Genomic DNA, 26,999 nt, shown 5'->3' on the forward strand with positions numbered 1-26,999 from the left:
TATCAGATTTATACTAATTTTACATTAAAAATAGGAGCAGGGTTTTGATAAAGCAAGAGGTTATTGATAAAGTACTGGAAACGGCACGGATAGAGGAAGTGGTGGGTGACTTCGTTGATTTAAAGAAACGTGGGACTTCCTTGATCGGAAACTGTCCATTTCACCACGAAAAGACACCTTCGTTTCACGTTTCTGTCTCAAAAGGTATTTACAAATGTTTCGGTTGCGGTGTCGGGGGCGATTCACTCAAGTTTGTCATGGAACTGGAGAAGTTTTCCTATCCCGAGGCGATCCGGTATCTGGCGGATAAATATTCCATTGAGATCGAAGAAGTTGAGCGTTCTCCCGCACAGTTAGCAGCACAGGATAAGCGCGAAAGTCTCTATGTCTTAAGCGCCTGGGCAGGTAAATTTTTTGTAGAACAGCTCTGGAAAAGTGAAATGGGGCAGGTCATCGGACTCAACTATTTCAAAGAACGGGGGTACCGAGAGGATATCATCAAGAAATTCGAACTCGGCTATTCGCCGGAAGAATGGACCGCACTGGTTGATAAAGCACAGGAAGCAGGGTTCCATCCGGATTATCTCGCAGCGAGTGGACTTGCCATTGAGCGTGATGATAAATCACTCTACGATCGCTTTAGGGGGCGTGTCATGTTCCCTATTCATAACTTGACCGGACGTATTATCGGGTTTGGTGGGCGTACGCTAAAGACCGATAAAAAGGTCGCCAAATATGTGAACTCTCCCGAAAGTGAGATCTATCATAAATCAGATGTGCTCTATGGCTTGAATTTTGCCAAAAAGGCAATCATGGAGGAGGACAACTGCTACCTTGTGGAAGGTTATGCGGATGTCCTGTCTGTACATCAGGCAGGTGTGGAAAATGTGGTTTCTTCTTCGGGAACTTCCCTGACGACGGGACAGATCAAATTGATCTCCAGGTTTACGAAAAATGTGACCATACTTTATGATGGCGACGAAGCCGGTATAAAGGCCTCCCTGCGTGGTACCGATATGTTATTGGAAGAAGGCCTGAATGTGAAGGTGTTACTCTTCCCGGACGGAAATGACCCAGATTCCTATGTGCAAAAGTTTGGAGCTACAGCCTTTAAAGACTATGTGAAATCCCACCAGCAGGATTTTATCTTCTATAAGACAAGTATTTTGCTTCGTGACGCCAATAACGATCCGATAAAGAGGGCCGAAGTTATACGTGATGTGGTGGAGAGCATTGCTTTGATTCCGGATGAGATTAAAGTCTCGGTTTTTATTCGGGAATGTAGCAGTTTGTTGGATATTGAGGAACGTATTTTGCTCGCTGAGCTGAATAAAATAAGGCTAAATAAGGCAAAGAAGGCTGACAAAGATGCCAACCGTAAAGCACAGAGTAGCCCGGCAAGTACAGGAATGCCCCCCTTCGGAATGGAGGGGCCGCCTCCTGATTTCTTTATGACGGACGATGAACGTGGGGGAGTGCCGGCCATGGAGGCCATGGCGGAGCCTACGCAGCTAACAGCTGAGATCCTGCAGGAACGTGAAATCGTCCGCATCCTGATCAACTACGGTGACTATCTGGCGACCTGGGAAGGGGATGGCGACATTCCGGTTGCAGGCGTCTTATTAGGGAACATAGCCGACATCGAATTTAAAGATAAGGCCGCTGCATTTATTCTAAAAGCTTATCGGGATGCGGCTGAAAACTATGAAATCCCAGATGCAAAATTATTTTATTCCAATCCTGATGCCGCTGTTTCCGAACTGGCAATCAATTGCGTCGCAACAAAATATTCGCTCAGCGAAAACTGGAATGACGATAAACGTAAAATCTATGTAAGCCAGGAGTATGAACATCTTAAAAAATTGGTTGTTGAAGCCATCTACAGGATAAAAAAGCAAAAAATCGGAGCCCAAATGCACCATATTCGCGAAGAAATGAAGCAAGAACAGGATATCGCTAATTTGGAAGTACTTATCTTTAAGTACCAAAAGCTCAAAGAAGCGGAGCGCCTTTTGGGCGGATTTTTGGGCAACACCATCGTAAAGTAACCCCGATGATATGGCAAAACATCATGAGATAGGAATAAAGGGCGAACAATTGGCCATGGAATATCTGATCAAGATGGGCTATAAAATAGTGTTAAGAAATTGGCGATTTAAGAATTTAGAGGTAGATTTGATCGTCATGGATGGGGATACACTGGTATTCGTGGAGGTGAAAACAAGGTCTGGGACAGATTTTGGTGAACCTTATGAATTTGTGGATACCCGTAAACAACGGCGACTGATTCGTGCTGCTCAGGCCTATATCTTGAAATATGCGTATGTAGGTGAAGTGAGGTTTGATGTTGTGGCTTTGACAAATGGTACGCATTCGGAGCTTACTTATATAAAAGATGCTTTTTGGGATAGTTGATCATAGTATTTAGGTATTGGATCAATGCAAGAGACCCTCGCCTCATAAGCTCTCGATTTACCGCGTTTTTGGTTTCGAATCGGACTTTTTAAATCATAAAGATGAGACGATCATGATTTTTTTTAAACATATTGTTTTATGAAGATATGATCTTTTCATCGGTGCTAAAAAATAAATTATATAGATGAAAAAAATCACGTATTTTATTGCGATTGCAGTAGTTGCTTTTGCTTCCTGTAAGTCGAAAAAAGCTGCGTTGGAATTTGCATCTCCGGGTGCGAACCAAGCGGTATTGAAGGGTAGTCAAGTGCAATTAAAATTGAAATTTGATGCTATTTCCATGGACTCTGTCGCTTATTTTGTAGACGACAAACATGTGGGATCTTCAACTGATACGGTAGCCATTACCGTTGAGACCAAAGACATGGCCTACGGCACGCGGAATATTTCCGCAACAGTCTACAGTGGTGGCAAGTCCGATTCCGTTTCGAGTACCTTCTACGTGGTTCCGGCGAATGCTAAGAACTACGGATTCCAGGTTGTCAACAAATATCCGCATGATACCACGGCATTTACCCAAGGGCTTCAATTTGCCGATGGGGTATTATATGAATCAAATGGACGGTATGGGGAGTCAAACCTTAGAAAGGTAGATCTGACAACAGGAAAAGTACTGAAGGAAATCAAATTCGATGAAAAAACCTTTGCTGAGGGAATGACATTGGTGGGTAATAAGTTGTTTATGTTGACCTGGCAGCAGGGAGAAGGATACGTGTTTGATAAAAACTCATTTACAAAAGAAAGCTCGTTCAAATACGAAAATAGTAAAGAAGGTTGGGGAATTACTTATGATGGAAAACACCTGATCAAATCGGACGGATCAAACAAATTATTCTTTTTAGACGCAGTTACGGGTAAAGAATTGAATGCTATTGGTGTTTATGACGAGAATGGACCGGTGGATGAACTGAATGAGTTGGAATATATTGACGGAAAAGTTTATGCAAACGTATACCAGAAAGATGTTATTGTAATCATCAATCCGGAGACAGGTGCAGTAGAGGAGCGTATTAACCTCGTCGGTATCTATGAGCATACTGCGGCCTATGATAATGAGCTCAACGGCATAGCTTATGACCATGCCAATAAACGCTTGTTTGTAACAGGTAAGCTGTGGAATACCTTATACGAAATTAAAGCCATTGAAAAATAGCCTATCAGGGCATAATATATGTAAATAAAAGCCATGTCCCCGGATGTGGCTTTTTATTTTGCCGCTACCCCCCTATGATACCCGACGTTGTCGAAGGAGCTTTATTTGAAGCTGCAGCGATGATCCGCTGCGCAGCGCATTCGACTGAAGGTAACCTTGCGGTAGTCATGAAGATTTCTATTGGATTCCTAACGTACGTGACTAGAAGTGAAATTGATTCTGATATCAGTTTGAGCCTTCGAAATACAGCATAAAAAAAGGGATGAAACTCTTAAGTTTCATCCCTTTTTCTTAGATTTTATGATTAATAAATCGGAGTAAACACCCAAGTGTCGTCAAAACGAGTTGACCCGTTCAGACCAGTAGTTACATAGCCGTTGCCACCTACTGCGAAACCAATAGCATCCTGACGTGCAGAACCTGCAAAGTTTCCATTGTCATTTGTCCAATAATCGCCGCCGACATTGTATTTCCATACACTGTTGATCACTGCGTTTTTGTATCCACCTACAACAAATGGAGTGCCATTGATGGCAAATGCTGCAGCGCTAGAACGCGTTAAATCATAAGTGTATGTGTCGTCAGCTCTGTTTAAGTCATTCAATTTAGTCCATTTGCTGCCATCAAATTTGTAGAAATCTTTTGGATAAGAACCATTTGAAATACCACCACCAACATAAGCTACATTACTTACAACAAAAGAGAAAGCAGATTTTCTTTTTGCAGAAAAAGGTGCATCATTGATCGCTTGCCATGTGTTTGCTGTAGGGTCGTATTTATAGAATTCATTTGTGTTGGTTGTTCCACCGTTCACGACAGTTTCACCTGTGCCCACATAAGCTGCTCCGTTCAATGTAAAAGCAACAGCATTGGATAAAGGGATCGGTAGGGGAGCAATAGGAGACCATGCACCTTTTCCATTATCAGCCGTAGGGTCAAATTTGTAGAAATCTTTTAAGTTGTTGGTCCCGTCATTTCCACCACCAATATAACCGATATTACCGATTGAAAAACCAATAGCACCGTTTCTCGCTACACCAGTAAAAGGAGCTTTCTCTGCCCACGTGTTGGATGCAGCATCGTATGCATAAGTATCTTGAACACGGAAAGGTTTACCTCCAGCATTACTTGCCAAACCTGTTGAAACATATGCTATATTGTTTATCAAAAAGCTTGCAGCAGATGAAGTTTGTGGCCCTTTAAATGCAGCTTTTTCAAACCATTCGTCTGATTTATCAGAATCGTTATCGTCGTCACTTTTTTTACAAGAAGAGAAAGTTGTAACTGTAAATACAAAAGCTAATAAAACGAGTAGCCAATTTTTCTTGTTCATAAATTATTAAAATTTAGTATAAAGGATGTTTAATTTAATTTTTGGATCATTCTCATTATCTCTTGCCAAAATTAATCTGTTTCCTGTAGAAAACAACCCCGATGTCGGTAAAGATAGATATAATGAAGTGTTTTTATATGCTGTAGTTTTAATTTTTGTCAAATATTCAATTAAATTGAAGGTATATTTCCCATTCGAACCGAAATCATCACCTCGTTGTAAAGGTGCTTGTTGAGTTTCAGTCCCATAGGGTGTGGTTACCAGATTGATGGGATTCCCATTATTACTGGCCACCATTAAGATGAGGCTACTAGGCTGTGCGAAATTTGTCGCTGCAGCATTTTCCACTTCGATGACCAGTTCAGCCTTATTTATTGACACCGAAGGATTATTTACTAGTTCTAATAACGTAGGAAATTCCAACTTTGCTACAACACCCGTAGATCCCTCTAAAAATGTATAGCCATCCGTCTGCTGACTTGAAAGTTGTGGATTTGCCAGTGTCAACGGCGCAAATTTGGTCTGTGAACGGTCTGTCTCAATCTGATTATATTGGAAGGCTTTATTGTCAATTGAAAAGTACTGTTTCCCACTGGACTTTGTCCCTTCATTGTTTAAAAAAGAATAGTGGACTTGTAAATAGACCGTGTCTTTAAAGCCAATAAGTGTGCTATTGTTATTATCAGGCACAAGTGCCAAACCTTTGAAATATTCTTGAAAGCTTGTGTTATTCTGAATTCTGTTGTCGTTGTTTTTGATCATTGTAAACAGTTCATTGCCGATCGTATTGTTAAATCTAAAATGTAAAGAGTCAATAGATTTAACACGGGGTTTGAATGAAAGTTCCGCCAAAGCAGCGTTGTCAAAAGCAAATTTTTGTTTACTAAATATCGCTGCTGAAGTGACAAATACAGGACGTTCGTCAGCAGGTTTTGTCAGGTCTATCTGTGTTTGAGTAATGTCTTCAGTCACGCGATGGACCGAAATTTTTTGAATTTGGGTCGTATCACCGTAATAGTATTTGTTTAGAGGAACAACTAAGCTTACCGAATCCAACACTGCGTCATCAGGTATACTTGCACTGTTCACGGTGCCAATCCCCAGACGTAGATAAGATGTTGACTTTACACTTCCAGAGATCGCGTTGCTATTTTTCCCTACCAGCATCGTTCCTGTTGCAGATGTCGGAATATTATCCAATTGATAGGTAGAAACTTTGGCTGAAACCGTATCAATCGGTACTACGCCAATCGTTTCATCTCTCGAATTATCCAAAGAAAGTGAAATGTCTTTATTACAACCGACAGCAACTGCCAGCGCAAAAAGTGGAAGTAAAAATTGTATACTACGTCTCTTAAAGTTTTTGATCATATTAATTTTTGAATAGTGCAAAAGTAATCAATGCTTACTGTTAATCAGTGTTATATTTTGTTAAATATGGTTAATTACCACAGCGATTGCAAATCTAGTAATTTAAATTTGTTTTCATTATGGGTAGTAGATTTAAATTACTGATCAGCTTGATCGTTTTAATAGGTACGGGTATTACCATTGTACTGGGGATCTGGCTTTATGGAAGTTATACTAACCGCCGTGATCTTTTTCTGTCCACTGCCGAACGTTCACTCTTCAACGCTGTACAGGAAGTGTATCAGGCGGAAAATGGAAATCAGCGGCTTGACGGCCCTGACAACGAACGAAATCGCCTGCTCAACGATGTGAAAAGTGAATTGCTACCCTTCATATCCGAAGCACAACTTGATCAGGCGCTACAAAAAATACGCAGCCGTCAGCCAAGAAAAGAACATACTTTTCGTAATGATCCGGATCGGAAGGTAAAGATGTATGCCAAAGATCGGGATAACCAGAATGCTATTATTCCCCCCTTTTTGTTCCGTGATTTTGAGATGAACAAATCCAATCTGGACCTGATAGACAACAAATTCAGGGAATCGCTAAGCAATAAGGGCATTTCAGTACCCTACGAATTGAGCATCGTCACTATCCCGCGCGAACAAGTAAAGGATGTACGTCGTGAATACCGGGAAAAAAACTTGGCCTGGACGAGACCGATGATGGTCAATCCCCTAAAGAGTGAATTCCTCGTGATCAAATTTCAGGAAGATTGGAAATACCTGCTCTATAGCCTAAGCTGGCAACTGTTGATTTCTTTGCTGCTGATCGGGCTTTTGTTGGGTACCTTTTTTTACCTGATGAAAACCATCCTTAACCAGAATAAAATGGCCGAGCTGCGAAAAAACTTTGTGGACAATATGACTCATGAACTGAAAACCCCGGTATCGACGGTGATGGCAGCAGTTGAAGCGATACAGCTATATGGTGTGCGTGAGGATAAGGAGAAGATGGACCGCTACCTAGATATTTCAAAAAGGGAACTTGAGCATCTTTCCGGTATGATTGAAAAAGTACTGCAGATGGACATCGATGCATCAAGAGGGATTGTCTTGCAACGGTCTGAGTTTGATCTTGTCGCGATGGTAGAAAGTGTTATTGAAGTGGCACAGCTTAATAAAACCAAAGCGGTCGAAGTAGAACTGTTTACCGATCCGAAGTCAATCGTGATCCGGGGGGATGAGTCTCATCTGAAAAATGTCATCAATAATTTATTGGAAAATGCCATTAAATATGCCGGACAACAGGTAAAAGTCAAGGTGGACATCAAAGGTACTAAGGAACATGTACAGCTCCGTATTACGGATAATGGTAAGGGCATAGCGCCCGAATACCATCAGCAGATTTTCGATATGTTTTTCAGGGTGCCTGCAGGTAATTTACATGACGTGAAAGGCTTTGGTTTGGGACTTGCTTACGTCAAACAGGTTGTGAAGCGTCACGAAGGTAAGATCAGTGTTGAAAGTGAATTGGGTAAGGGAAGCACTTTTACGATCCGATTACCATATTAGCGTAAACTATGCTATCTTCGATAGGACGATAGCGTAGCAAAAAAATTATTGAACGATAGCATTATGATTGATATTTTATACGTAGAAGATGAGCCGAGCCTGGCCATGATTGTGGCGGACAGTTTGGAAGCGAATGGTTTCCGTGTCGTACATTGTAGTAACGGCGATGAGGCTTTAGCTTCTTTTAATAATGCTAGACCAGATATTATGGTGGTCGATGTAATGATGCCTGTCATGGATGGCTTTACCTTGGCCACAAGAATCCGGGAGATGGACACTTTGCTTCCCATTATCTTCTTGACAGCCAAGGTACAGACCGAAGATGTGGTACGGGGATTTCGTCTCGGGGGCGATGACTATGTCAAAAAACCTTTTAAAATTGAGGAGTTGATCGTCCGAATAGAATCGTTGTTAAAGAATAGTCCGAAGATGCTGTTTGGACAAAAACTAATGATCGGGGATTATACGCTGGACAGCCTGAAGCACCAGCTGATCTATCAGGGAGAAGCGCTAAAACTATCTTTTCGTGAAAGTGAACTCCTCCGTAAACTGTACGAACAAAAAGATAAGGTGATTCCCAGAGAAGAGATTATGCGGGCTTATTGGAGCCATGATAAGTACTTCACGGGGCGTAGCCTGGACGTGTTTATTAGCCGTATCCGAAAATATTTAAGCCAGGATCCAAGAATCAAAATTACCAATGTCCGTGGTGTCGGATATATGCTGACAGTAGATTAAAAATAGTGTTCCACGTGGAGATTTTTAATCCTTTCGCTGCCGGTTTGCCTTTCCGCCCATACCCCTTATATGATACGTAAAGCTTAAGATTGCATAACGGGTAATGGCATTGGACTCTGATACGCGTACCCAAAGGTCATTGACCTGTTGATTGATGTTTTTATTATCGTTGAAAATATCGAAAACAGTCAGATTGATCTCGGCATTTCTCCTTTTGAATAATTTCTTGCCAACAGAAACATTCCACAGCAAACTTGTCGTGCTCGGTGCGTTGAGGATGCTGCCGTTGTATAGGTAATTGAAAGTCGAATTTAAGGTCCAGCTTTCCAACAATGTCAATGCAATGGAATTGCCGACGGTGTGTTTATAAACGGAATAGTTGGATTTTTCCGTTGCAGAGTTTTTTGAATAGGATAAATTTCCGTTGTAATCCAGTCCAATGACGACATCTTTGCTGAAAGCCGTATTCACCCCGACACGTTGATTTATACCGTATGTTTTTGCATTTACCTTCTGCAGATTTAACAATGTATAATTCTGATTGAAATATACATTGTTATTGAGGTTGATATTCAGTTTTAATGGTTCAATACGATAGCCGAAACTATTATGCCACCTCAGGTTGTATACCCCGTCAAAGTTTTCAGGTCTGATATACTGGCCTCCCGGTCCGAGTATGACATCCTCAGCGATGGCAAATGCGGAATCTGTCGTAAAGATGGTCGTTGAAATCTTATTCTGAATAAAATCTGCCGTAAAATCTGATGTAAAGCTTCTACCCGAAGCTTTGTTGACAGACCTAAACTGCATGACCAGGTTATGGTCATATTCCTGCTTCAGGTTAGGGTTGCCCGAACTGATACGCAATGGATTTTGGTTATCAATAAAATCTTGCAGCTGTTCAATAGCCGGTGTATTGGTTTTGGCATTATAGCGTACCTCTATACGGGTTTCTTTGTTGAAATTATACTGGAAATTTAAGTTGGGCAACAGGCTGTTAAAATGGCTCTTTGTTTTCAATATGTTCGGAAATAGTTTGTCGTTTACTTGATTTGCTGTCTGATAGTCCAGCCCAATTTGAAAACGTATGCTATCTTTTTTATTGAATAAATAAGAAAGCCCGGCGCTGTGGTATACAAAGTCATTACGGAATTCATTTGACAGGCGATTTTTTAATTCCCCTAACTGTTCGGTTTCCGCAAGGAATTCGTAGGTTTTTCGGTCAGAATACCGTGCTGTATTACGGAAAGTATAGTTTCCCTGCACACGGGCGTATTTGCTTAACATTTCGGTATAGGCAATTTTTGTGCGAAAGCCGTTGTTGTCACCATTTGAATAATTTCGGTTGTCTACGGTATCAATACGTTGAGGCAGGCCATCCCGATAATAAGAGTTGAGGGCATAATTGGCCGCATGGCTTTTGTTTGTGCTGAAAGATCCATTGAAATTGACGCTGACTGTTCGGCCGGGTTTGTTCAGCCTACGCATATAAGTCAGGTCACCGCCCCAGTTAAAGTTCTCACCGAAGCTTTTATTGTTGCGATTTGATCTATTGAGCGTGTCCAGCAAATTTAACAGTGTATTGCCGATGGAACCACCAAGCCTATCGTTGCTCTGGTAGGAGAAATTAGGCTGTATATCCAACTTTTGGATAGAATCTATTTTCCAGTTTGCGCGCAGGGAAAGGGCATGATTGTTTGTGTAGGTACTGCCGAACTGCTGCTGATTGTTAATTTGATTGGCCCTGTTGCCTGCGGTATATTCTGTTTTGCTTTGGCTGACCGTATTATTGTCCGTATAGTTGTAGGTGTAATTGGCATTGAAATCCATCCGGTCATCCAAAAAGCGGTCGAGATAATTAAATCCGGCATTGAACCGTGTTGTAACTCCCTGCCCGGTACGGCCGCGCGTATTGCCACGGGGCGCAAAACCATTGGGTTGGTTGACGTTGTTGGTGTTGATGTCTATGGAGTATTGACGCTTTGGATTCATTTTGGTCACTTGGGTATTCACCGCGTATTTGTTGTCCGGACCGGCTCCGCCGCTGATCTTGCCAAAGTAGGATTTCCTTTTGTCCGGCTTGGTCACAATATTGATCACTTTCATCCGTTTGCCGTCGTCAAATCCGCTGAATTTCGCCTGCTCGGTCTTGTCATCAATGAGCTGAACTTTGGCAATGACGTCGGCCGGTAAGTTTTTTAGCGCAACTTTTGGATCAGTGCTGAAGAATTCACGGCCATCAATAATAATCTTACTTACGGCTTCTCCCTGCGCCTTGACATTACCGTCTTCATCAATTTCTACACCCGGTATCTGTTTTACCAGCTCGTCGGCATCCGCAAAATCAGGAGTAACATATTTTTTGGCATCAAACTCCAGGGTATCGCCCCGCACCTGTATGCTCGTCGGCGAGATGCTGATTTCGTCCAGTACAATTTCCGAACCATTGAGCTTAAATTTAATGTCCACGGTTTTGCCCGTTAATTTAATTTTTCGGATGTCTGCCGTATAGCCCATTGGCTGTACCGACACAAGATAATCCCCATCGGGAAGAGCCGTGCTGATAAACTTGCCCAAAATATCGGTAGGTGTCTGTAGTTTGCTGGAATCCTTTAGTGCGATGATGGTAACGCTGGCACCTGAAATAGGTTTGGAATTGTTGTTGTCCGTGAGTTTACCGGATATATACTGCTGGGCAAGCACATTCGTCTTTAATAGCAGTAAGCTAAGCGAAAGGATAACAATGGTCCAGGTCTTGATTTTCATTGGTTGAGGATGTCTGCGTCTTTTAATGCGCTGTTATTGGTCGTAAATTTTTATTTGTCAAATTTATGCGACTATTTGATACGAATTACTATCATTTTAGTTACAATAATCCGAACTGAACGGAAAGATTAGATATATTTGCAGTAGAATTAAAAATCAACTGAACGACATAGGATATGAAAGAGAGTGTTTTGAGTAGAAAAGAGCGTATTATGAAAGAAGCGTTGTTGCTTTTTTCAGAACAAGGCTATACCAATACCTCTACCAAAATAATAGCGCAGAACGCTGGGGTTTCTGAGGCTTTGATATTCAAACATTTTGGTAATAAAGACGCGCTGTTGGTTTATTTGATTAAATCAGGTTACCGTAAAGTCCTCACGCATCACCGTGGGATGATGACTTACCGTGAACCAAAAGAGTTTCTTCGGACGATGATCAATCTACCCAACAAATTGGTTACCGCCGAACCCCTGTTCTGGAAGTTACAGGAGCGCCTGTCGCACCATCCCTTTTCCAAACAGCAGCACGAACAGTTCATGAAACCCGTGCAACCTATTATTCATCGTGCATTTCAAGATCTGAACTATGAAAATCCAGACCTTGAAACTCAATTTCTATTGTTGATTATCGACAAGCTGTGGAAAAAGGAAGCAATCGGTGAATTGGAAAATGTGATGGAACTGACGCTTTTTCTGGAGAAAAAGTATAATTTGATTTAGTATCCAGTATTGAGTAATTGAAACCCAGCATCACATCTCACTTGGTTAGCACATTATTATTCCATTGTTGCCTGTAAAATGCGTCTTTATGCGTTTTTATATATAATTGTTGCAAAAACAATTTCATATTATCCAAAATAATAGCGTTATTAGTGATCTATTTAAGACATTATACAAACTAATTTATGTTCAAAAAATTCAGTCTGGGCCTATTGGCATTGGCCGGTGCGCTCTCCATTGCGAAAGCACAGGACAAGAAAGATTTTGTAAAATACATCAATTCCCAGCACGATTGGGTGGATGCCGTATTTAATACACTGACGCCAAAGGAGAAAGTAGCGCAGTTGTTCCTCGTGCGGGCACATACCAATCTTGGTCAGAAATATATTGATTCCGTGGCACAGGTTGTTCAGGATGAGCAACTGGGGGGGCTTGTTGTTTTTCAGGGCGGTCCCGTGCGCCACGTGGACATGTTCAATCGTTACCAATCCCTTTCTAAAGTGCCCTTGTTGGTCACATTTGATGGCGAATGGGGGCTGGGTATGCGGATGCCGGATTCTACCTTATCTTTCCCTTACCAGATGACGCTTGGTGCCGTGCAGGACAATCAATTGATCTACCGCATGGGGCGTGAGGTTGCACAGGACTTTCATCGCATCGGTATGCATTTTAATTTTGCTCCGGATGTGGACATCAATAACAACCCTAAAAATCCGGTCATCGGGATTCGCTCTTTCGGCGATAATAAATATAATGTCACCCAAAAAGCAAAAGCGTATATGGACGGTATGGTGGATGGTGGTATATTGGCCTCCATCAAACACTTCCCGGGACATGGTGATACCGATGTAGATTCACACTACGACCTCCCTCAGCTCCCTTTTGATAAAAAGAGACTGGATACACTTGAAATGTATCCCTTCAAAGAGCTTATTAAAGCAGGTGCTCCGGCCGTTATGGTTGCGCATATGAATATCCCGATCCTGGATGATACACCAAATATGCCATCTTCCATCTCTAAAAAAGTCGTCACCGACCTATTGCGGAACGAACTAGGCTTTAAAGGCTTGACCGTCACTGATGCCATGGATATGAAAGGTGTCAAAAAGTTCTTTCCGAACGGTGAGGCTGATGTACAGGCCATCATTGCCGGACATGACCTTCTTGAGGTTTCCGAAAATAGTAAACGGGCCATTGATCTTATTCTTAAGGCGATCGAAGAAGGCCGTATCTCGCAGGCGGATATTGATGCACGCGTGAAAAGGGTGTTGGCAGCCAAACTATGGTTGGGATTGGACAAATATCAGGCTACCCCGCAGCAGAATCTGTATGCCGATTTACACCGCGCATCTGCAGTACAGTTGATCGACGAACTGTCCAGGGCTGCCATTACGGCGCTCAACTCGACAGAGAAATTGAAATCCTTTAAAAAAGAACTACCTACAGCAATTATCAATATCGGTATTTCTACCAATCAAACCTTCCAAGATCAACTTGCAGCTGCGCTGACCAACGAAACGCAATATTTTGTGCCGGACAGCTTGAGTAAAGATGACAAGAAACGTCTTATAAAAGAGATCAAGAAAAACAAACAATTCATTATTGCAGTACACGATACGCGACTACGTCCCCGCCCAACCATGCAGCTGAATGACAATGTGCAGGACCTGATGAAGAAGTTTTCGAAAAAATCCATTTTGACGCTATTTACAAACGTTTATACCTTGGATGGTGTCGAAGCATCGAAGAAAGCGAAGACAATTTTATTGGCTTACCAAAATGATGCTTTTATGCAGAAGGCTGCTGCCGAAACACTGTTGGGACAGAATACCCCAAAAGGAAAGCTGCCCGTTACCATCAACAAAAAATTCAAATACGGACAGGGCAAATAGCATTGCTTTAAAATCATACTAAAATAAAAGAACCCTCCTGAATCGCTGAGCCAACAACAGCTGCGCAATTCGGGAGGGTTCCTTTTTACTCCTCTTCTGTTCAGTACCTATCACTCTACCTGTCCCTAAGTATCTTCGTTTGCCTCCCTGCTATCCGAAGGACGGCTTTCATTTTTCATCCGGTCTATCGCTGTGACAACATACTTATACTGTTGATGTTGTTTGATGTCGTCATCTGTGTACTGCAGTTTATCGGCATCATAGGTGATAAAAATGATTTTTCCGGGATCCTTGATATTGATGCGTTCATCTACCGCAAAGCGATAAACAACATAACCATAGGCAGATTCACCATCACTTGCCGCATCCGGTTTCTGCCAAAAAAGCGTATTCATTTTCCCGTTACCGGATGGTTTTACCAGTAAGCCGAAAGGAGCATTGGGTGGAATGCTATCCAACCAGGGCATTGTTGGGGGAAGAGCAGGTGTACGGTAGAGGTCATTACGCATAGAGTCTTGCAGTCCGACCAGATTGTCGGTGAGGGATTTGGAACTGAAATATATACTTCCCTCGACATCATGTTCTTCGCGCAGGTGACGTACCTGTCGGGGAATCTGGCTTTTGTCAGTCCACCCGATCTTATTTTCAGTTACCCTGTAAGCACCGTGCCCGACATAAAAATGTCGCCCATAGGTATGCCGTTGCCACCAGGATACCAATATTTCATAAGCCGCGGCACGATTTTTAAAAGGAAAGTAGATCTGCGGATTGATGTAGTCGATCCAGCCTTCCTGCATCCATTTTACTCCATCTGCATACAGCTCCCGGTAAGCACTTAGTCCGCGAGTTTCCGAACCCATGCTATTGTTGTCCTTATTGTCCCATACGCCACATGGACTGATGCCATATTTGACATAAGGCTTTATTCTTTTGATCGCGATACCAAGGTCGCGCACAAGCATGTTCACATTATTGCGTCGCCAGTCTTCAATATTTTTAATCCCATTATTGTATTGGGCAAAGGTCAGCTGATCCGGTACGGATGTATTGCGACTGTCCGGATAAGGATAAAAATAGTCGTCAAAATGGATGCCGTCAACATCATAATTTTTAACAACGTCCATGATGACATCAATAATATATTTGCGGACATCCGGTAGTCCCGGGTTGAAAAGCTTTTTCCCGGCATATGTAAAGAACCATTCGGGACGACGTTTGGTAATATGGTCATCAGCGAAATGTGCAGGATTCAATGTTGTTGAAGCACGGTAAGGATTGAACCAGGCATGTAATTCCATTCCTCTTTTGTGTGCTTCCTCAATTGCAAATTGTAAAGGGTCATAGAACGGGGTGGGCGGCTGCCCTTGTTTTCCGGTTAAATATCGGCTCCAGGGCTCCCTGCTTTTTGCATAGAAGGCGTCTGCCGCGGGCCGTACCTGGAGGATGATGGCATTTAAGCCAGCGCTTCGGTGCTGGTCCAGCAGGTCGATAAATTCCTGCTTTTGCAATGCTACATTGTTACTCGCTTTGACAGAAGGCCAGTCTATGTTACCGATGGTAGCTACCCATACACCGCGAAACTCCCGTTTAGGTAGCTGTTGGGAATATGTTCTGATCGAAAATAAACAGATAAAAAAGGCAAAAAAAGAATATAAATATGTTTTTCCCGTCATGCTATAAATTGTAGCCAACAAAGATAGGGAAGCATTTCTTACTTTTTCGCTAAAAAATGTAAGATGTTTGTTGGATACTTGTTAAAAGAATGTCAGCTTGGTTTTCAAAATGATAATAATGCAAATACAGGTAACATTGTACGGTTATTTGTGCTAATTTAGATGCGGTTTTCACAAAAGCTATGAAAAATGAGCTAACCGCAACAATTGAGATTATGAGCAAAGAACAAATATCCGTTTTTGATATGTTTAAGATTGGTATCGGACCATCCAGTTCGCATACCTTGGGGCCTTGGCGTGCCGCCCAACAATTTACCCATGTCCTGCAGGCAAAAGGTGTATTGAATGAGGTGGAGCAGGTCAAGATTTTGCTTTATGGATCTTTGGCCAAAACCGGTGCTGGCCACGGTACGGATATTGCTGTTCTGCTAGGCTTGAGTGGAGACGACCCCGTTACCTTCGATGTTGACCGTGTGACACCAAAGGTGGCCCATATCAAAAGCGTAGGCCAGCTGGAAGTTGCCGGTAAACGTACCGTTCCGTTCTCCTATCAGGAGGATCTTCTTTTCCTGTACACCGAGAGTTTGCCCTTCCATCCAAATGCCGTTACATTTCAGGCCTTTCTGTCAAGTGGTAAGGCCATTACCGAGACCTATTATTCCATAGGGGGCGGTTTTGTCGTGCAGGAAAATGATACCGAGAGTGTTCTGTCCGAAGTAGATCTTCCCTTTCCGGTAGATACCGCGCAGGAACTGCTGCACTGGACGATGAAAACAGGGCTTAAAATATCGGAACTTGTTTTGGAAAATGAATGCGCTTGGCGTGAGGAAAATGAAACAGTCGCTGGTGTACTGAATATTTATAAGACGATCTATGAATGTATCTACCGGGGCTGTCACACTGGAGGGACGCTACCGGGAGGCTTGAACGTAGAGCGCCGGGCGGCGAAACTAAATAAAAAATTGATGCAGGGCCGGAGCTATCAGGATTATGAATCATGGGTGATGGCGATTCGTGAAGGCGGACAGAATTTTCAATATATCCTGGATTGGGTGAGTTGTTTTGCCCTTGCCGTCAATGAAGAAAATGCCTCTTTCGGCCGTGTGGTTACAGCTCCTACCAATGGTGCTTCAGGTGTTATACCGGCTGTTTTGCAGTATTTTATTACCTTCCATGATGGCATGCGGGAAAATAAAATCGTTCAGTTTATTCTAACGGCTTCGGAGATCGGATCCATCTTTAAAAAGAATGCGACAATTTCGGCGGCCATGGGTGGCTGTCAAGCAGAGATTGGCGTATCCTCAGCCATGGCTGCCGGTGCTTTAACCGAGGTATTGGGTGGATCACAACGTCAGGTACTGATGGCGGCAGAAATTGCGATGGAGCACCACCTCGGATTGACCTGTGATCCGATCGGCGGGCTGGTACAGATCCCCTGTATCGAGCGGAATACCATGGGAGCGATAAAAGCTATTACTGCGGCTCAGCTGGCGCTGCAATCTAATCCTGATAAGGCCAAAGTAAGCTTGGATACTGTTGTTAAAACCATGTGGGAAACAGCTTTGGATATGAATGCCAAATACAAAGAAACAGCAGACGGGGGGCTGGCGGTAAATATTCCATTGAGTTTGCCAGAATGTTAAGGTCTTACTGCGTGTTTTTGTTTTTCGTATCTTTGACGCAGTTGAACAAAAATACGCTCATAAATTAGTATACGCGAATGAAATACTGTGCGATAGCCTCCGGTAGTAATGGAAACTGTTATTATATAGCCAAGGATGATTCGGCCATCTTGATCGATGCCGGTATCAACAGCAAGCATATTCACCTCCGGATGTATAATCTGGGTATTATTCCTACCCAGGTCAAAGCAATTTTCATCACACACGAGCATTCAGATCATATTCGCGGATTATCTGTTTTCGCCAAAAAGTACAATTTACCCGTATATATCACCAGAGGGAGCTATGACGGATCCCGCCTGCATTTACCTTCCCACCTGGTTCATATCATCGCGCCAAATGAGGAAGTTGAAATCGGTGGACTTAAGATTTATGGAATTCCCAAATACCATGATGCAAAAGAACCCTGTAGTTTCCTTGTTTCGGATGGTGTTCATAATATTGGTGTATTGACGGATATTGGAAGACCCTGCGAAAACGTACAGCAAGTGATTCAGCATTCAGATATCCTCCTGTTGGAATCCAATTATGATGAGGATATGCTACGTACCGGGCGATATTCCTATTTTCTGAAAAATAGGATCAGCAGCGGATGGGGGCACCTCTCCAATCGCGTTGCCGTCGAACTGTTTAAGCAATATAGGACAGATCGCCTCAAACATTTAATTTTAACACACCTCTCCGGTGAAAATAATACGGTCGACCTTGTTCATGCAACATTCGAGCCCCATTGTGAGCATATCAAGCTTCATGTGGCTACGCGCTATCAGGAAACAGAATTATTTGATATTGCCCATATCAACAGTGCAGAGGCCGCCCTTTCTTAACCTCCCTAATGCCGGGCATTAGACAAAACCCCCGCTACTCTTCTCACAATACCGATTTGTATAAATGGACTTGCCATCTGTCTGTATGGCTGAATGACAAGCGCAGGACAGGATGTATTGCTTTTTTGTGGTTTTAGTGGGCCAGGTCGGCGATACCTCGGAGGGAAAATCCAATACGATCTGCGAAAAATGTAAAATATCCTTGATATCCAAAGAATTCCTTTTATATTTGCTCTGTTTTTAATCAGTCTAAATAGTTTTAGAGCTATGATCAGGTTGATTACGGGGCAAATACCATGTAATAGACGGCAATCTATTACATGGCAAAAATCTACAGGCAGCGGCAACTGTCTGTAGGTGGCCGGAGCAGTTAACTGCTTCAGTTGCTTCCGATAAAGGACAAGGAAGGACTTGAAAGATAGCGAATTTTAATGATTTTATTCGTTTGACGCTCGTTTTTGACGAGTAGAAACCTTCCTGATAAGTTGCAGAACTATACGCATCAATCAACATATTATGAAAATTTTAGTTTCGCTTTTTACATTTCTTGCAGTATTGTTTTACTGTAACAGCAGCTATGCGCACGCACTTTGGATAGAATCAGCGCCCTATGGTGCAGTTAACCAATCGCATGAGATCAAGGTCTATTATGGTGAATATGTAACCAATGAAAGAGATCCCATTGAAAAATGGTATTCGGACGTGAAGGATTTTACCCTGTTGTTGCATGCGCCCGGAAAGGCGCCTGTGCAGGTACAACTGACCAATAAAGGAGATCATTTTAGCGGTTCATTCCAACCGGCTGAACAGGGAACCTACTTTTTATCTGTCGTAAAAGCCCCCAAAGACTTGGGTGGGCAGACGAAATATGAGTTTTCATCATTAGTACCCGTCATTGTTGGCAAATCAGGCAAATTGGACTATAGCGCGATAAAAAATCCGCTTCAGGTTGAGCTACAGAATTCAGCCAATGCCAAAAAAGGTGCCAGTCTGCAGGCGAAGATTACCAGTGAAGGAAAAGTCGTTCCCAATGCCAAAGTATCTGTTTTTTCATCCACAGGTTGGGGAAAAGAATTTGTAGCCGATAGCAATGGTGTGGTTACATTCGATGCACTATGGTCAGGAGCCTATGTGCTTGAAGCAAGTACTTTTGTTGAAAAAGCAGGTGAGCACGGCGGGAAGCCTTACGCTTCGTCCTGGCAGGGAAGCACAACATTTTTTGAAGTAAAATAAATCGTTGATACCTACAACTCGGATGGATTCATGCTAAATCCCAAATTTAAATGAATCCATCCTTTATTACATATCTACTATTGAAACACTAATGAACAAAACTTTATCTTTTTTGGCGGTCCCGATGATCAGTTCAATTTTTTCGATGGCTCAGGCCCAGAGCAAATTGAAGATTGAAGGGATCCTTGTAAATGAAAAATCCGAACCTATTTCTGGCGCAACAATCAAATTATCAAATACAGGTGTGACCACGAGCACCGACAGTGACGGACACTTTGTATTTTATAAACTTGCTCCGAATACCTATTCGATTGAAATCAAAGCATTTGGTTACAGCAAGCATAATTTTAAAGCAATTTTAACAGATCAGAACAATCATCTGGGCGAGATCAAGCTCAGTGACCAATCGGAGTCCATAGATGAAGTGGCCGTTTACGGGAAGTACTATCAAAACTATAAATTTGACAGCATATCTGGATCATTGCGTCTCAAAACGCCGATTTTGGAACTGCCACAAAATATTCAGGTCATCTCTTCGGATCTGATGGCGGATCAACAGGTTTTTGACATTGTTGACGGAATTACACGTAATATCAGTGGGGCAACACGTCAGGGGCACTGGGATAATCAGTATGCCAATATCCGTATGCGCGGATCCAAGATCCCAGCCTTCCGTAATGGTATGAACATCGAAGCATCCTGGGGTCCTACAGCGGAGGATGCATCCATGATCGAGCGTATCGAGTTTGTCAAAGGGCCGGCTGGCTTTATGCTGGCCAGTGGCGAACCGGGAGGTTTCTACAATGTGGTAACGAAAAAGCCAACAGGCCATACCAAAGGTTCGGTGACACTCAATACCGGAAGTTTTGATTTGTACCGTGGAGCCGTGGATTTGGATGGAAAGATCACCAAAAATAATAAGTTGCTTTATCGCCTGAACGTTGCGGGCCAGAAAAAGAAGTTCTTTACCAAATACAATAATAGCAATCGTCTTGTCGTCGCGCCAGTATTAACTTATAATATCGATTCACTGACTTCAATAACGGCAGAATATACCTTTCAGGGATCTTCATACCTAAGTAACGGAAACTATACGTTCTCGCCCAAGGGATTTGCTGATCCGGATATTGCCAACGACTTTTTCTATGGTGATCCGGGAATGGCACCCGGCAAGCTGAGGGATCATAGTGCCTATCTCTATTTTGATCGAAAACTTAACCAAAAGTGGAAATTCCATGCCCAGGCTGCATATTTTAATTTCGATATGAAAGCAACCAGTACCTGGTTGAACTATATGACAGCCAATGGGGATATGCCGCGATACTATAGTACAGCTGATGAGCATGGTGAAAATAAATTTGGACAGCTCTCCCTTAATGGTGAAGAGCGGACAGGAAGTATTAGACACCGGATTTTAGCCGGTGTGGATTATGGTAATAAAAAATTCTGGGGAGATTTTAGCTCCATATTAGATTCGATCCCTGCGGATCCACTTAATGTTTACAATCCGGTGTATGGTATTCCTGAATCCGTTTTTCCAAAAGTAGACCGTAGCCTGAGCGTTAAGGAACGCGCCAAAGGCCAAAATTATATTACCACTTCATCCTATACGTCCTTTTATGTGCATGATGAGATGGCATTCCTTGAGGATCGTCTAAAATTATCGTTGGGGTTGCGCTTTACTACATCCAGTGTGGTTTCAAAAACAGGTGCAGATCCGGTAAAGGACAAGGTCTGGAGCCCAAGGGTGGGGGTAAACTATTTGATTACTCCTTCAACAAGTGCCTATGCATTGTTTGATCAGTCCTTTGTACCTGTAGCGGGAACCGACTGGGAAGGAAATGTTTTCAAGCCTATACGGGGTAACAGCTTGGAGGCTGGTGTGAAAAAGGAATGGGGCGGCGGAAAGTGGATTTCCACACTGAGTGCTTACGAAATCAAACGAAAAAATGCGACAGTTCCCGATCCGGATCCTTCACATGTTGTGGGTGGTACTACATTTCAAATACAATTGGGTGAGACAAAAACAAGAGGAATAGAGTTTGATATTACCGGCGAAATTGTGAAAGGATTAAATGTCAATGCAAACTATGCATTGACGGATTCGAAAATCTCCAAGGATACAAGAGCAGAGAGCGTAGGAAATATAACCCCCAATACAGCAAAACATACCGCGAATGCCTGGGTGACCTATCGTTTGCAGCAAGGGCCACTGAAAGGTGTTGGCTTCATCGGTAGTGTTCAGGGCATGTTTGACCGTGCTATTGGCACCACGAAAGAATCTAATTTTAAGAACTACTTACGTACGGATGGCGGTATTAGCTACCAACGTAGCCGTTATAATATTTCGCTTATGGTTAATAATTTACTGGACAATCGGAAGTTAATGACTGCGGGGTCTATTACCAGAACGAGTGAAGCAATGAAGAAGGTGGGTAAAGTAGATTATTACTCCTACATCGTTGAGGCAAGACGCAATTTCCGTTTAGGTATAACATACAAATTTTAATTAAGCGATTCTATAAATCATTTATCCGATGTATAGCACACTTTTAGTAATCGTACTTATTGGAGCTTACCTCTTTTACAACAGCAGTAAAAAAGTGAAGTTTCAGCATAGACCGGAGTGGCTGAAAAAGCTTTGCGCACAGACTCAGTCTGTGCGTATCTTGAGTATCGGGTTGCTCCTTTTACCATTTATGGTAATCCTTTATGTACAGGGATTTGGCGCTGGATTCTTTGCTTTTTTTGCCTATGTCATGTGCATGATGAGCCTATTGGTCTTATTGAATCCGTATCGTTATTTAACAGCCTACCATGTCCTCGGACTGTATGCTGCCAGTCTTTGTGTCGAATTTTTGATATCATAATTGATTCTTTATGCCAGCAAATAAAAAATACCTGAGTTCGCCCTTTCAACGGTTTCTGAAAATAACGGCCGGATTTATCGGCGGGTATATTGTTATGCTTTCTTTCCATGTATTGCTGACAGCTATTTTTGAGAAAAAGGATGTTGTTATGACTGCCGGAATCACGGGTTATCTCCTTTGGGCAGTATTGATGCTCCTTGCCTTTCTTTCCAAAAGCGGATGGAAAATATGGGGAATTTATCTACTCTTGGCTTCGGTTTTTTCGTTGCCTTATTTGTTAAAGATGTAATCAGTCATGAACAACAGAAATTATAACATCTATTTTAATACCCATACCATCAGTGGTATTATCATCTGTGCACTGCTGTATGTAATATTTTTTGCAGGTTCATTTGCATTTTTTAGAAATGAGATCGCAGCCTGGCAAAATAATGTCTCGTACAAGACATATCAGGAAAACCATCAAAGCTTTGACAAGCTTCTGGATTCGCTAAAAGGGGAAACCAACCTCCATGGACGTGATATCAACTTCTATATGCATCGGGAGGGGACTTCTGCCTATATTGGTTACACGGCGTCAAACGATACAGTCCTAAACAAGGAAAATTTGTCGAAGATAACACCTGAACAGAAAGCGGAAAAGAAGAAAGGCCGGAGACGTAGAGGGGGCGATGACGATTCGAAGAATTTCATGTACAATTTTGCTAATAAAACAGCAGGTGACTATACGCAGAATTATGATATGGGCGAGTTTTTATTCCGCCTGCACTTTTTGGCGCAGCTCAATCAAGTGCCTATCAGTGTGGGTATTGCGCCTTTTGGATATCTCGTTGCCGGTATTACAGCTTTTATCTTCTTGTTTGCATTGATAACAGGTTTGTTGTTGCACTGGGATAAGCTGGTTTCGAACTTTTTTGTTTTTAGACCATTTAGTAAGTGGAAGACCGTGTGGACGGATATGCACACTGCCCTAGGAGTGATTGGGTTTCCTTTCCAGTTTATTTTTGCCGTTACAGGAACATTTCTAATTGTCAACGCTGTTTTGGTTCTCCCTTTCAGCAAATTACTTTACAATGGAGAACAGCAAAAAATGTATCAGGATATCGGCGTAACTGCTCATGATAATTATCCGTATAGCTATAAACCCTCTCCGGCGGATGTGAAAATTGCGCCTTTCTTAGATCTAGCAAAGAAAAAATGGCCAGAAAGCGAGTTTAAACGTATTGTCGTAAAAAACTATGCGGATTCGAATATGCATGTTATCATGGAACTCGAACCACATTTTAACCGCAGCTTTGCAGGATCCGGTATATTGACGGTGAAGGTTACAGATAATAAAATTGTTGAAGAGAAATCACCGTTAACGGATACAAGCTATGGAGACTATGTCAGAAGTATAATCTATCGCCTGCATTATGGTGATTATGGTGGATACCCACTCAAAATGATTTACTTTATCCTGGGCGTAATGGGATGCCTGGTTATTATTTCGGGAATTCTGATCTGGCTCGTGGCACGGAATAAAAACAATGTTATACCAAGAAAACGTAAATTCAACTTTTGGGCGGCTAACATCTTTACGGCGATTTGTCTGACGATGCTCCCGGTTACGGCAATTACATTTATTGCGATCAAGATCAGTCCCAAAGTAGACCAGGATTTTATCTATCGGGTCTATTTTTATGCTTGGTTAGTTCTTTCGCTATATTATATCGTTCGTCGAAGTATAAGAAGAACAAATCGCGAAACACTTTTGGTTGGCAGTATTCTCGCATTTATTGTTCCACTCGCCAATGGTTTGGTAACACATAATTGGCTTTGGAAAACATTTGTTGATGGTCAACGTGATTTATTTATTGTCGATTTTCTATGGTTGATGATCGGTATCATCGGGCTGTTAGCTTTTTATAAGACAAAAAAATTCTTTCAGAAAATTCAGTAATTAGAATCCGTTATGCTCATCCGATGGGTAGGCGGAATGCACATTTCGTAAGATAAAATATATGCCTAAAGGCTGCTTTGTTCAAGCAGCCTTTAGGCATATATAGGGTACGGTTGAAGCACTTGTAAAGTACTTTTCGCTTTGTACAATCTGCGAGGAAATGCAGTACTGGACAGGTAAGGCGCTTGCGCTGGTTTGCTGTCTCTTGTTCGATAGCTATTCGGACCTTGTTCGGTGATCCTTCGGGATTCCATTGCTATTGCTTCGGGACAGCGTTGGGATTGGTCTGACTGTTCTTCGACTCTTGTTTGCCTTGTTGCCGATGAATTATCGAAGCAGCCCCGACCAAATGTCGAAGCAATCCCGAAGCAGTCCCGAAGTTGGTGCGAAGCAGGTGCGGAACGTACCCGAGTGTTGTTGGCATTTGAACGGACTTGAGGGGACTTTAAGGCAGTTGAAGGGGCTTTATTGCGCTAAGTTATATTGGTCTTATGTGTTGTTAAAGGAGCTGTTGTTTAATTCATACGATTATTGTAGTTTTAAAGTATACCAATTTAACTTAGTAGTATGAAGAAATCTTCCGGCACGGGTAAAAAAGAACGCAAGCGAGGGGATGCTTATGATCTGAGTGAAAACAGCAAGTTAACGGGGCGCGATTTTACGTACAACAGTAATCTGGCAAGTCGTTTGTATCAGATTTTAAAACCTATGCTACGAGCCGCCTGTGAACGTACGACCTACCTCAGGTTACAGAATGCACTTTATGCGGCTGTACGCAACGACCGTGAGCACGAACTCGGAAGCTTACGGCTTGGATATGGATCAGTACTCCCCTTGAAGGGTTTCCGGTACTCCAAACGGGTCAGCTGGAGCAACTTCTTTATGAATCACCCAGTTGCACATTTTGATGAAGCTCAGCAACGAATTCGGGTTCAGCTCCCTTTGGCAGGTCTCCGTAAATTTGATTTAATTCATGAAAGGCTAGCTAAAATAGACATAAAAATATATTGTGTGGTGATTCAACTAGATGATCGCCATACTATATTTTACCATGTTAGCAAAACCTTGGAGCTAAGAAAAGAAGATCACAAAGTGGACCGTGGCATTACTTTCACATTGGAGGACTGTAAAGATGCCGTTATTTTATGTCTGGGCACAGTAAGGTGCTGGCTGACGAGCCCTGATGGGTGTGACGAATTTATGTCCAATAATAGTACCCTGATGACCGGTGAAGTTTTCGATGCATTCCTGATCCGTGAGGGTAAGGAAACCATATTTCCTGACGAAAAATCCGATAAATTGCCGCCGCCTATTTTACCGGGCGATGATGATGAGGTAGACTGGGATTAATAGCTTAGATAACGGCTTTAAAGAAACGTCCCAATCGTATCAGGTCATGTGCTGTTTTATCATTCCAGTCAACAGCATAGTTCAGCCGGATACAGTTTTTAAACTGATCATGCTGGGTAAACATTCGGCCGGGGGCAAAGCTCAATTTCTGTTTCAGCGCATAATCATAGAGTACCGTTGAATCAATTTTTGGATCCATTTCCAGCCAGAGAACAAAGCCACCTTCGGGTTGCGACATCTTTGTATTATCAGGAAAATGGGTCTCGATACTGTTTCTGAAGTTGATATAATTGCTATACAGCTTCTTTCTAAAGGTATTGAGGTGATGGTCATACCTTCCGATCTGCAGAAATTTGGCCACCGCTTCCTGATAGATCGCGGGCTGCGAGATGGTCTGGACCAGTCGTTGTTTGAGAATCCTGTCTTTGTACTGTCCGGGTTCGACCCATCCGATCCGGAAACTTGGCGCCAATACCTTGGTAACAGATCCACACCACATGACCAAGCCTTCCTCATCAAAGTATTTACAGGGCTTAGGTCTGGAGGTTCCAAAATAAATATTCCCATAAAGGTCATCTTCGATCAAGGGGATATGATGGAAAGCCAGGAGTTTGACAAGCTCTTTTTTATGTTCATCCGGCATCAGCGCCCCCAGGGGGTTGCTGAAATTGGAAACAAAACAGCATACATCGATTTTATGGATCACTTTTTTCAGGGCGTCCAGTTCAATGCCCGTAATGGGGTGAGTTGGGATCTCAATGGTTTTTAACCCTAGTACCTGAAAAGCTTGTATAAAGCCAAAATAGAGGGGGCTTTCCACAGCAATGGTATCTCCGGGTTTGGTGACTGCGCGTAGGCAGCTATAAATCGCATTCATGGCACCCGAAGTGATAATCAGGTCTTCGTCGCTTATTTTTCCCTCCAGTACGAGCGACCATTTGGCAATCTCTTTGCGCAAAGTCGGACTACCCTGCACTTGACCGTACTGATCGCCATAATCGTGTAGTTCATGCACCGTTTCCAGGATACATTTATTGAGTTTCTGAATGGGAAGCAAGGAGGGGCTTGGCAATCCAAGAGAGAATCGTGTAATTTCCTTATCCTCCAGGGAGTGGAATACCTTGTCGATCAATGCGGCAGGATCCTGCTTATTCTCATCAATTTTAAACGTTGAGATAGAAGGGATGGACATCCGGCGCTGTCCGGCCAGGCTGACAAAAAAGCCAGATTTAGGTCGGGATTCGATCAGAGACCGGCTCTCGAGCTCCATATACGCACTCTTTGCCGTATTTAAGCTCACATTATAAAGTTTCTGCGCACTACGAACGGAGGGGAGACGGTCGCCGTAGGCCAGAGAGCCGTTTTTGATCTGGTTCTCTACGATGTTCGCAATTTTCTTATATAATTGTTGCTGCTCCATGC

General features: G+C 42.6%; 20 protein-coding genes. 15 read left to right on the forward strand and 5 right to left on the reverse strand.

The genetic code is table 11. The features are described 5' to 3' along the window. The first annotated feature begins 44 nt into the window (after positions 1–44). From dnaG to B4G94_RS20945, 3 genes are all read left to right on the forward strand, one after another. Positions 45–2,048 (forward strand): DNA primase, encoded by a 2,004-nt coding sequence (gene dnaG, locus B4G94_RS20935; protein ID WP_286861698.1) that lies wholly within the window; start codon positions 45–47, stop codon positions 2,046–2,048. Positions 2,049–2,058: 10 nt separating this feature from the next. Beyond that, positions 2,059–2,415, forward strand: a complete 357-nt coding sequence (locus B4G94_RS20940; RefSeq protein ID WP_165309329.1) for a YraN family protein — start codon at positions 2,059–2,061, stop codon at positions 2,413–2,415. A gap of 184 nt (positions 2,416–2,599) precedes the next feature. Then, positions 2,600–3,628, forward strand: coding sequence for a glutaminyl-peptide cyclotransferase (locus tag B4G94_RS20945; protein WP_108634704.1), 1,029 nt, complete (start codon positions 2,600–2,602; stop codon positions 3,626–3,628). Between the two features lie 304 nt (positions 3,629–3,932). On the opposite strand, the gene B4G94_RS20950 is transcribed toward B4G94_RS20945, so the two are convergent. After that, on the reverse strand, positions 3,933–4,961 hold the full coding sequence (locus B4G94_RS20950; RefSeq protein WP_108634706.1) for a Kelch repeat-containing protein: 1,029 nt from the start codon (positions 4,959–4,961) through the stop codon (positions 3,933–3,935). 6 nt (positions 4,962–4,967) lie between these two features. Further along, entirely contained in the window at positions 4,968–6,332 is a 1,365-nt protein-coding gene (locus B4G94_RS20955) for a DUF4270 family protein (RefSeq protein WP_286861703.1), read from the reverse strand. Positions 6,333–6,451: 119 nt separating this feature from the next. On the opposite strand from B4G94_RS20955, the gene B4G94_RS20960 reads away from it, so the two are divergent. Next, a complete protein-coding gene (locus tag B4G94_RS20960; protein WP_286861705.1) occupies positions 6,452–7,885 on the forward strand; it encodes a sensor histidine kinase in 1,434 nt (477 codons plus the stop codon). Between the two features lie 63 nt (positions 7,886–7,948). After that, complete coding sequence (locus tag B4G94_RS20965) at positions 7,949–8,623, forward strand: response regulator transcription factor (RefSeq protein WP_165309325.1); 675 nt, start codon at positions 7,949–7,951, stop codon at positions 8,621–8,623. Positions 8,624–8,647: 24 nt separating this feature from the next. Here the strand turns inward: B4G94_RS20965 and B4G94_RS20970 are convergent, their stop codons facing one another. Further along, complete coding sequence (locus B4G94_RS20970) at positions 8,648–11,389, reverse strand: TonB-dependent receptor (RefSeq protein WP_286861707.1); 2,742 nt, start codon at positions 11,387–11,389, stop codon at positions 8,648–8,650. A 176-nt stretch (positions 11,390–11,565) separates the two neighbouring features. Between B4G94_RS20970 and B4G94_RS20975 the strand changes: the two genes are divergently transcribed. Beyond that, a complete protein-coding gene (locus B4G94_RS20975; RefSeq protein WP_108634711.1) occupies positions 11,566–12,108 on the forward strand; it encodes a TetR/AcrR family transcriptional regulator in 543 nt (180 codons plus the stop codon). 185 nt (positions 12,109–12,293) lie between these two features. Beyond that, the gene (locus B4G94_RS20980; protein ID WP_286861709.1) at positions 12,294–14,000 is read left to right on the forward strand and encodes a glycoside hydrolase family 3 protein; all 1,707 of its coding nucleotides are present in this window, start codon (positions 12,294–12,296) and stop codon (positions 13,998–14,000) included. A 125-nt stretch (positions 14,001–14,125) separates the two neighbouring features. Here the strand turns inward: B4G94_RS20980 and B4G94_RS20985 are convergent, their stop codons facing one another. After that, positions 14,126–15,673 (reverse strand): glycoside hydrolase family 10 protein, encoded by a 1,548-nt coding sequence (locus B4G94_RS20985; RefSeq protein ID WP_286861711.1) that lies wholly within the window; start codon positions 15,671–15,673, stop codon positions 14,126–14,128. Positions 15,674–15,888: 215 nt separating this feature from the next. Here B4G94_RS20985 and B4G94_RS20990 point away from each other — a divergent pair, with 215 nt between their 5' ends. The 8 genes from B4G94_RS20990 to B4G94_RS21025 all read left to right on the forward strand — a co-directional run bounded on the left by B4G94_RS20990 (position 15,889) and on the right by B4G94_RS21025 (position 25,577). Continuing rightward, entirely contained in the window at positions 15,889–17,316 is a 1,428-nt protein-coding gene (locus B4G94_RS20990; RefSeq protein WP_108635106.1) for an L-serine ammonia-lyase, read from the forward strand. 77 nt (positions 17,317–17,393) lie between these two features. Continuing rightward, entirely contained in the window at positions 17,394–18,182 is a 789-nt protein-coding gene (locus B4G94_RS20995) for an MBL fold metallo-hydrolase (protein ID WP_286861713.1), read from the forward strand. 516 nt (positions 18,183–18,698) lie between these two features. After that, positions 18,699–19,415 (forward strand): DUF4198 domain-containing protein, encoded by a 717-nt coding sequence (locus tag B4G94_RS21000; protein ID WP_165309322.1) that lies wholly within the window; start codon positions 18,699–18,701, stop codon positions 19,413–19,415. A gap of 91 nt (positions 19,416–19,506) precedes the next feature. Then, positions 19,507–21,924, forward strand: a complete 2,418-nt coding sequence (locus B4G94_RS21005; protein WP_286861717.1) for a TonB-dependent siderophore receptor — start codon at positions 19,507–19,509, stop codon at positions 21,922–21,924. Between the two features lie 28 nt (positions 21,925–21,952). Next, a complete protein-coding gene (locus B4G94_RS21010; RefSeq protein ID WP_286861719.1) occupies positions 21,953–22,285 on the forward strand; it encodes a hypothetical protein in 333 nt (110 codons plus the stop codon). A 10-nt stretch (positions 22,286–22,295) separates the two neighbouring features. Beyond that, the gene (locus B4G94_RS21015) at positions 22,296–22,574 is read left to right on the forward strand and encodes a hypothetical protein (protein WP_108634718.1); all 279 of its coding nucleotides are present in this window, start codon (positions 22,296–22,298) and stop codon (positions 22,572–22,574) included. A 6-nt stretch (positions 22,575–22,580) separates the two neighbouring features. Further along, complete coding sequence (locus B4G94_RS21020) at positions 22,581–24,227, forward strand: PepSY-associated TM helix domain-containing protein (protein WP_286861721.1); 1,647 nt, start codon at positions 22,581–22,583, stop codon at positions 24,225–24,227. 567 nt (positions 24,228–24,794) lie between these two features. Beyond that, positions 24,795–25,577, forward strand: coding sequence for a hypothetical protein (locus tag B4G94_RS21025; RefSeq protein WP_286861723.1), 783 nt, complete (start codon positions 24,795–24,797; stop codon positions 25,575–25,577). 4 nt (positions 25,578–25,581) lie between these two features. Here the strand turns inward: B4G94_RS21025 and B4G94_RS21030 are convergent, their stop codons facing one another. Further along, entirely contained in the window at positions 25,582–26,997 is a 1,416-nt protein-coding gene (locus B4G94_RS21030; RefSeq protein ID WP_286861725.1) for a PLP-dependent aminotransferase family protein, read from the reverse strand. Positions 26,998–26,999 lie beyond the last annotated feature (2 nt).

This window comes from Sphingobacterium sp. UBA7625 (assembly GCF_002484085.1).
Classification (GTDB): Bacteria; Bacteroidota; Bacteroidia; order Sphingobacteriales; family Sphingobacteriaceae; genus Sphingobacterium; species Sphingobacterium athyrii.

What these genes read in the sequence shown, in the direction of transcription:
- B4G94_RS20965 (WP_165309325.1), top strand. Translation starts at nt 7,949, where the DNA reads ATGATTGATATTTTATACGTAGAAGATGAGCCGAGCCTGGCCATGATT.
- B4G94_RS20950 (WP_108634706.1), bottom strand. Translation starts at nt 4,961, where the DNA reads ATGAACAAGAAAAATTGGCTACTCGTTTTATTAGCTTTTGTATTTACA.
- B4G94_RS20975 (WP_108634711.1), top strand. Translation starts at nt 11,566, where the DNA reads ATGAAAGAGAGTGTTTTGAGTAGAAAAGAGCGTATTATGAAAGAAGCG.
- B4G94_RS20955 (WP_286861703.1), bottom strand. Translation starts at nt 6,332, where the DNA reads ATGATCAAAAACTTTAAGAGACGTAGTATACAATTTTTACTTCCACTT.
- B4G94_RS21020 (WP_286861721.1), top strand. Translation starts at nt 22,581, where the DNA reads ATGAACAACAGAAATTATAACATCTATTTTAATACCCATACCATCAGT.
- B4G94_RS20940 (WP_165309329.1), top strand. Translation starts at nt 2,059, where the DNA reads ATGGCAAAACATCATGAGATAGGAATAAAGGGCGAACAATTGGCCATG.
- B4G94_RS20980 (WP_286861709.1), top strand. Translation starts at nt 12,294, where the DNA reads ATGTTCAAAAAATTCAGTCTGGGCCTATTGGCATTGGCCGGTGCGCTC.
- B4G94_RS20970 (WP_286861707.1), bottom strand. Translation starts at nt 11,389, where the DNA reads ATGAAAATCAAGACCTGGACCATTGTTATCCTTTCGCTTAGCTTACTG.
- B4G94_RS21025 (WP_286861723.1), top strand. Translation starts at nt 24,795, where the DNA reads ATGAAGAAATCTTCCGGCACGGGTAAAAAAGAACGCAAGCGAGGGGAT.
- B4G94_RS20960 (WP_286861705.1), top strand. Translation starts at nt 6,452, where the DNA reads ATGGGTAGTAGATTTAAATTACTGATCAGCTTGATCGTTTTAATAGGT.
- B4G94_RS21010 (WP_286861719.1), top strand. Translation starts at nt 21,953, where the DNA reads ATGTATAGCACACTTTTAGTAATCGTACTTATTGGAGCTTACCTCTTT.
- B4G94_RS21030 (WP_286861725.1), bottom strand. Translation starts at nt 26,997, where the DNA reads ATGGAGCAGCAACAATTATATAAGAAAATTGCGAACATCGTAGAGAAC.
- B4G94_RS20990 (WP_108635106.1), top strand. Translation starts at nt 15,889, where the DNA reads ATGAGCAAAGAACAAATATCCGTTTTTGATATGTTTAAGATTGGTATC.
- B4G94_RS20995 (WP_286861713.1), top strand. Translation starts at nt 17,394, where the DNA reads ATGAAATACTGTGCGATAGCCTCCGGTAGTAATGGAAACTGTTATTAT.
- B4G94_RS20985 (WP_286861711.1), bottom strand. Translation starts at nt 15,673, where the DNA reads ATGACGGGAAAAACATATTTATATTCTTTTTTTGCCTTTTTTATCTGT.
- B4G94_RS21015 (WP_108634718.1), top strand. Translation starts at nt 22,296, where the DNA reads ATGCCAGCAAATAAAAAATACCTGAGTTCGCCCTTTCAACGGTTTCTG.
- B4G94_RS20945 (WP_108634704.1), top strand. Translation starts at nt 2,600, where the DNA reads ATGAAAAAAATCACGTATTTTATTGCGATTGCAGTAGTTGCTTTTGCT.
- B4G94_RS21000 (WP_165309322.1), top strand. Translation starts at nt 18,699, where the DNA reads ATGAAAATTTTAGTTTCGCTTTTTACATTTCTTGCAGTATTGTTTTAC.
- B4G94_RS21005 (WP_286861717.1), top strand. Translation starts at nt 19,507, where the DNA reads ATGAACAAAACTTTATCTTTTTTGGCGGTCCCGATGATCAGTTCAATT.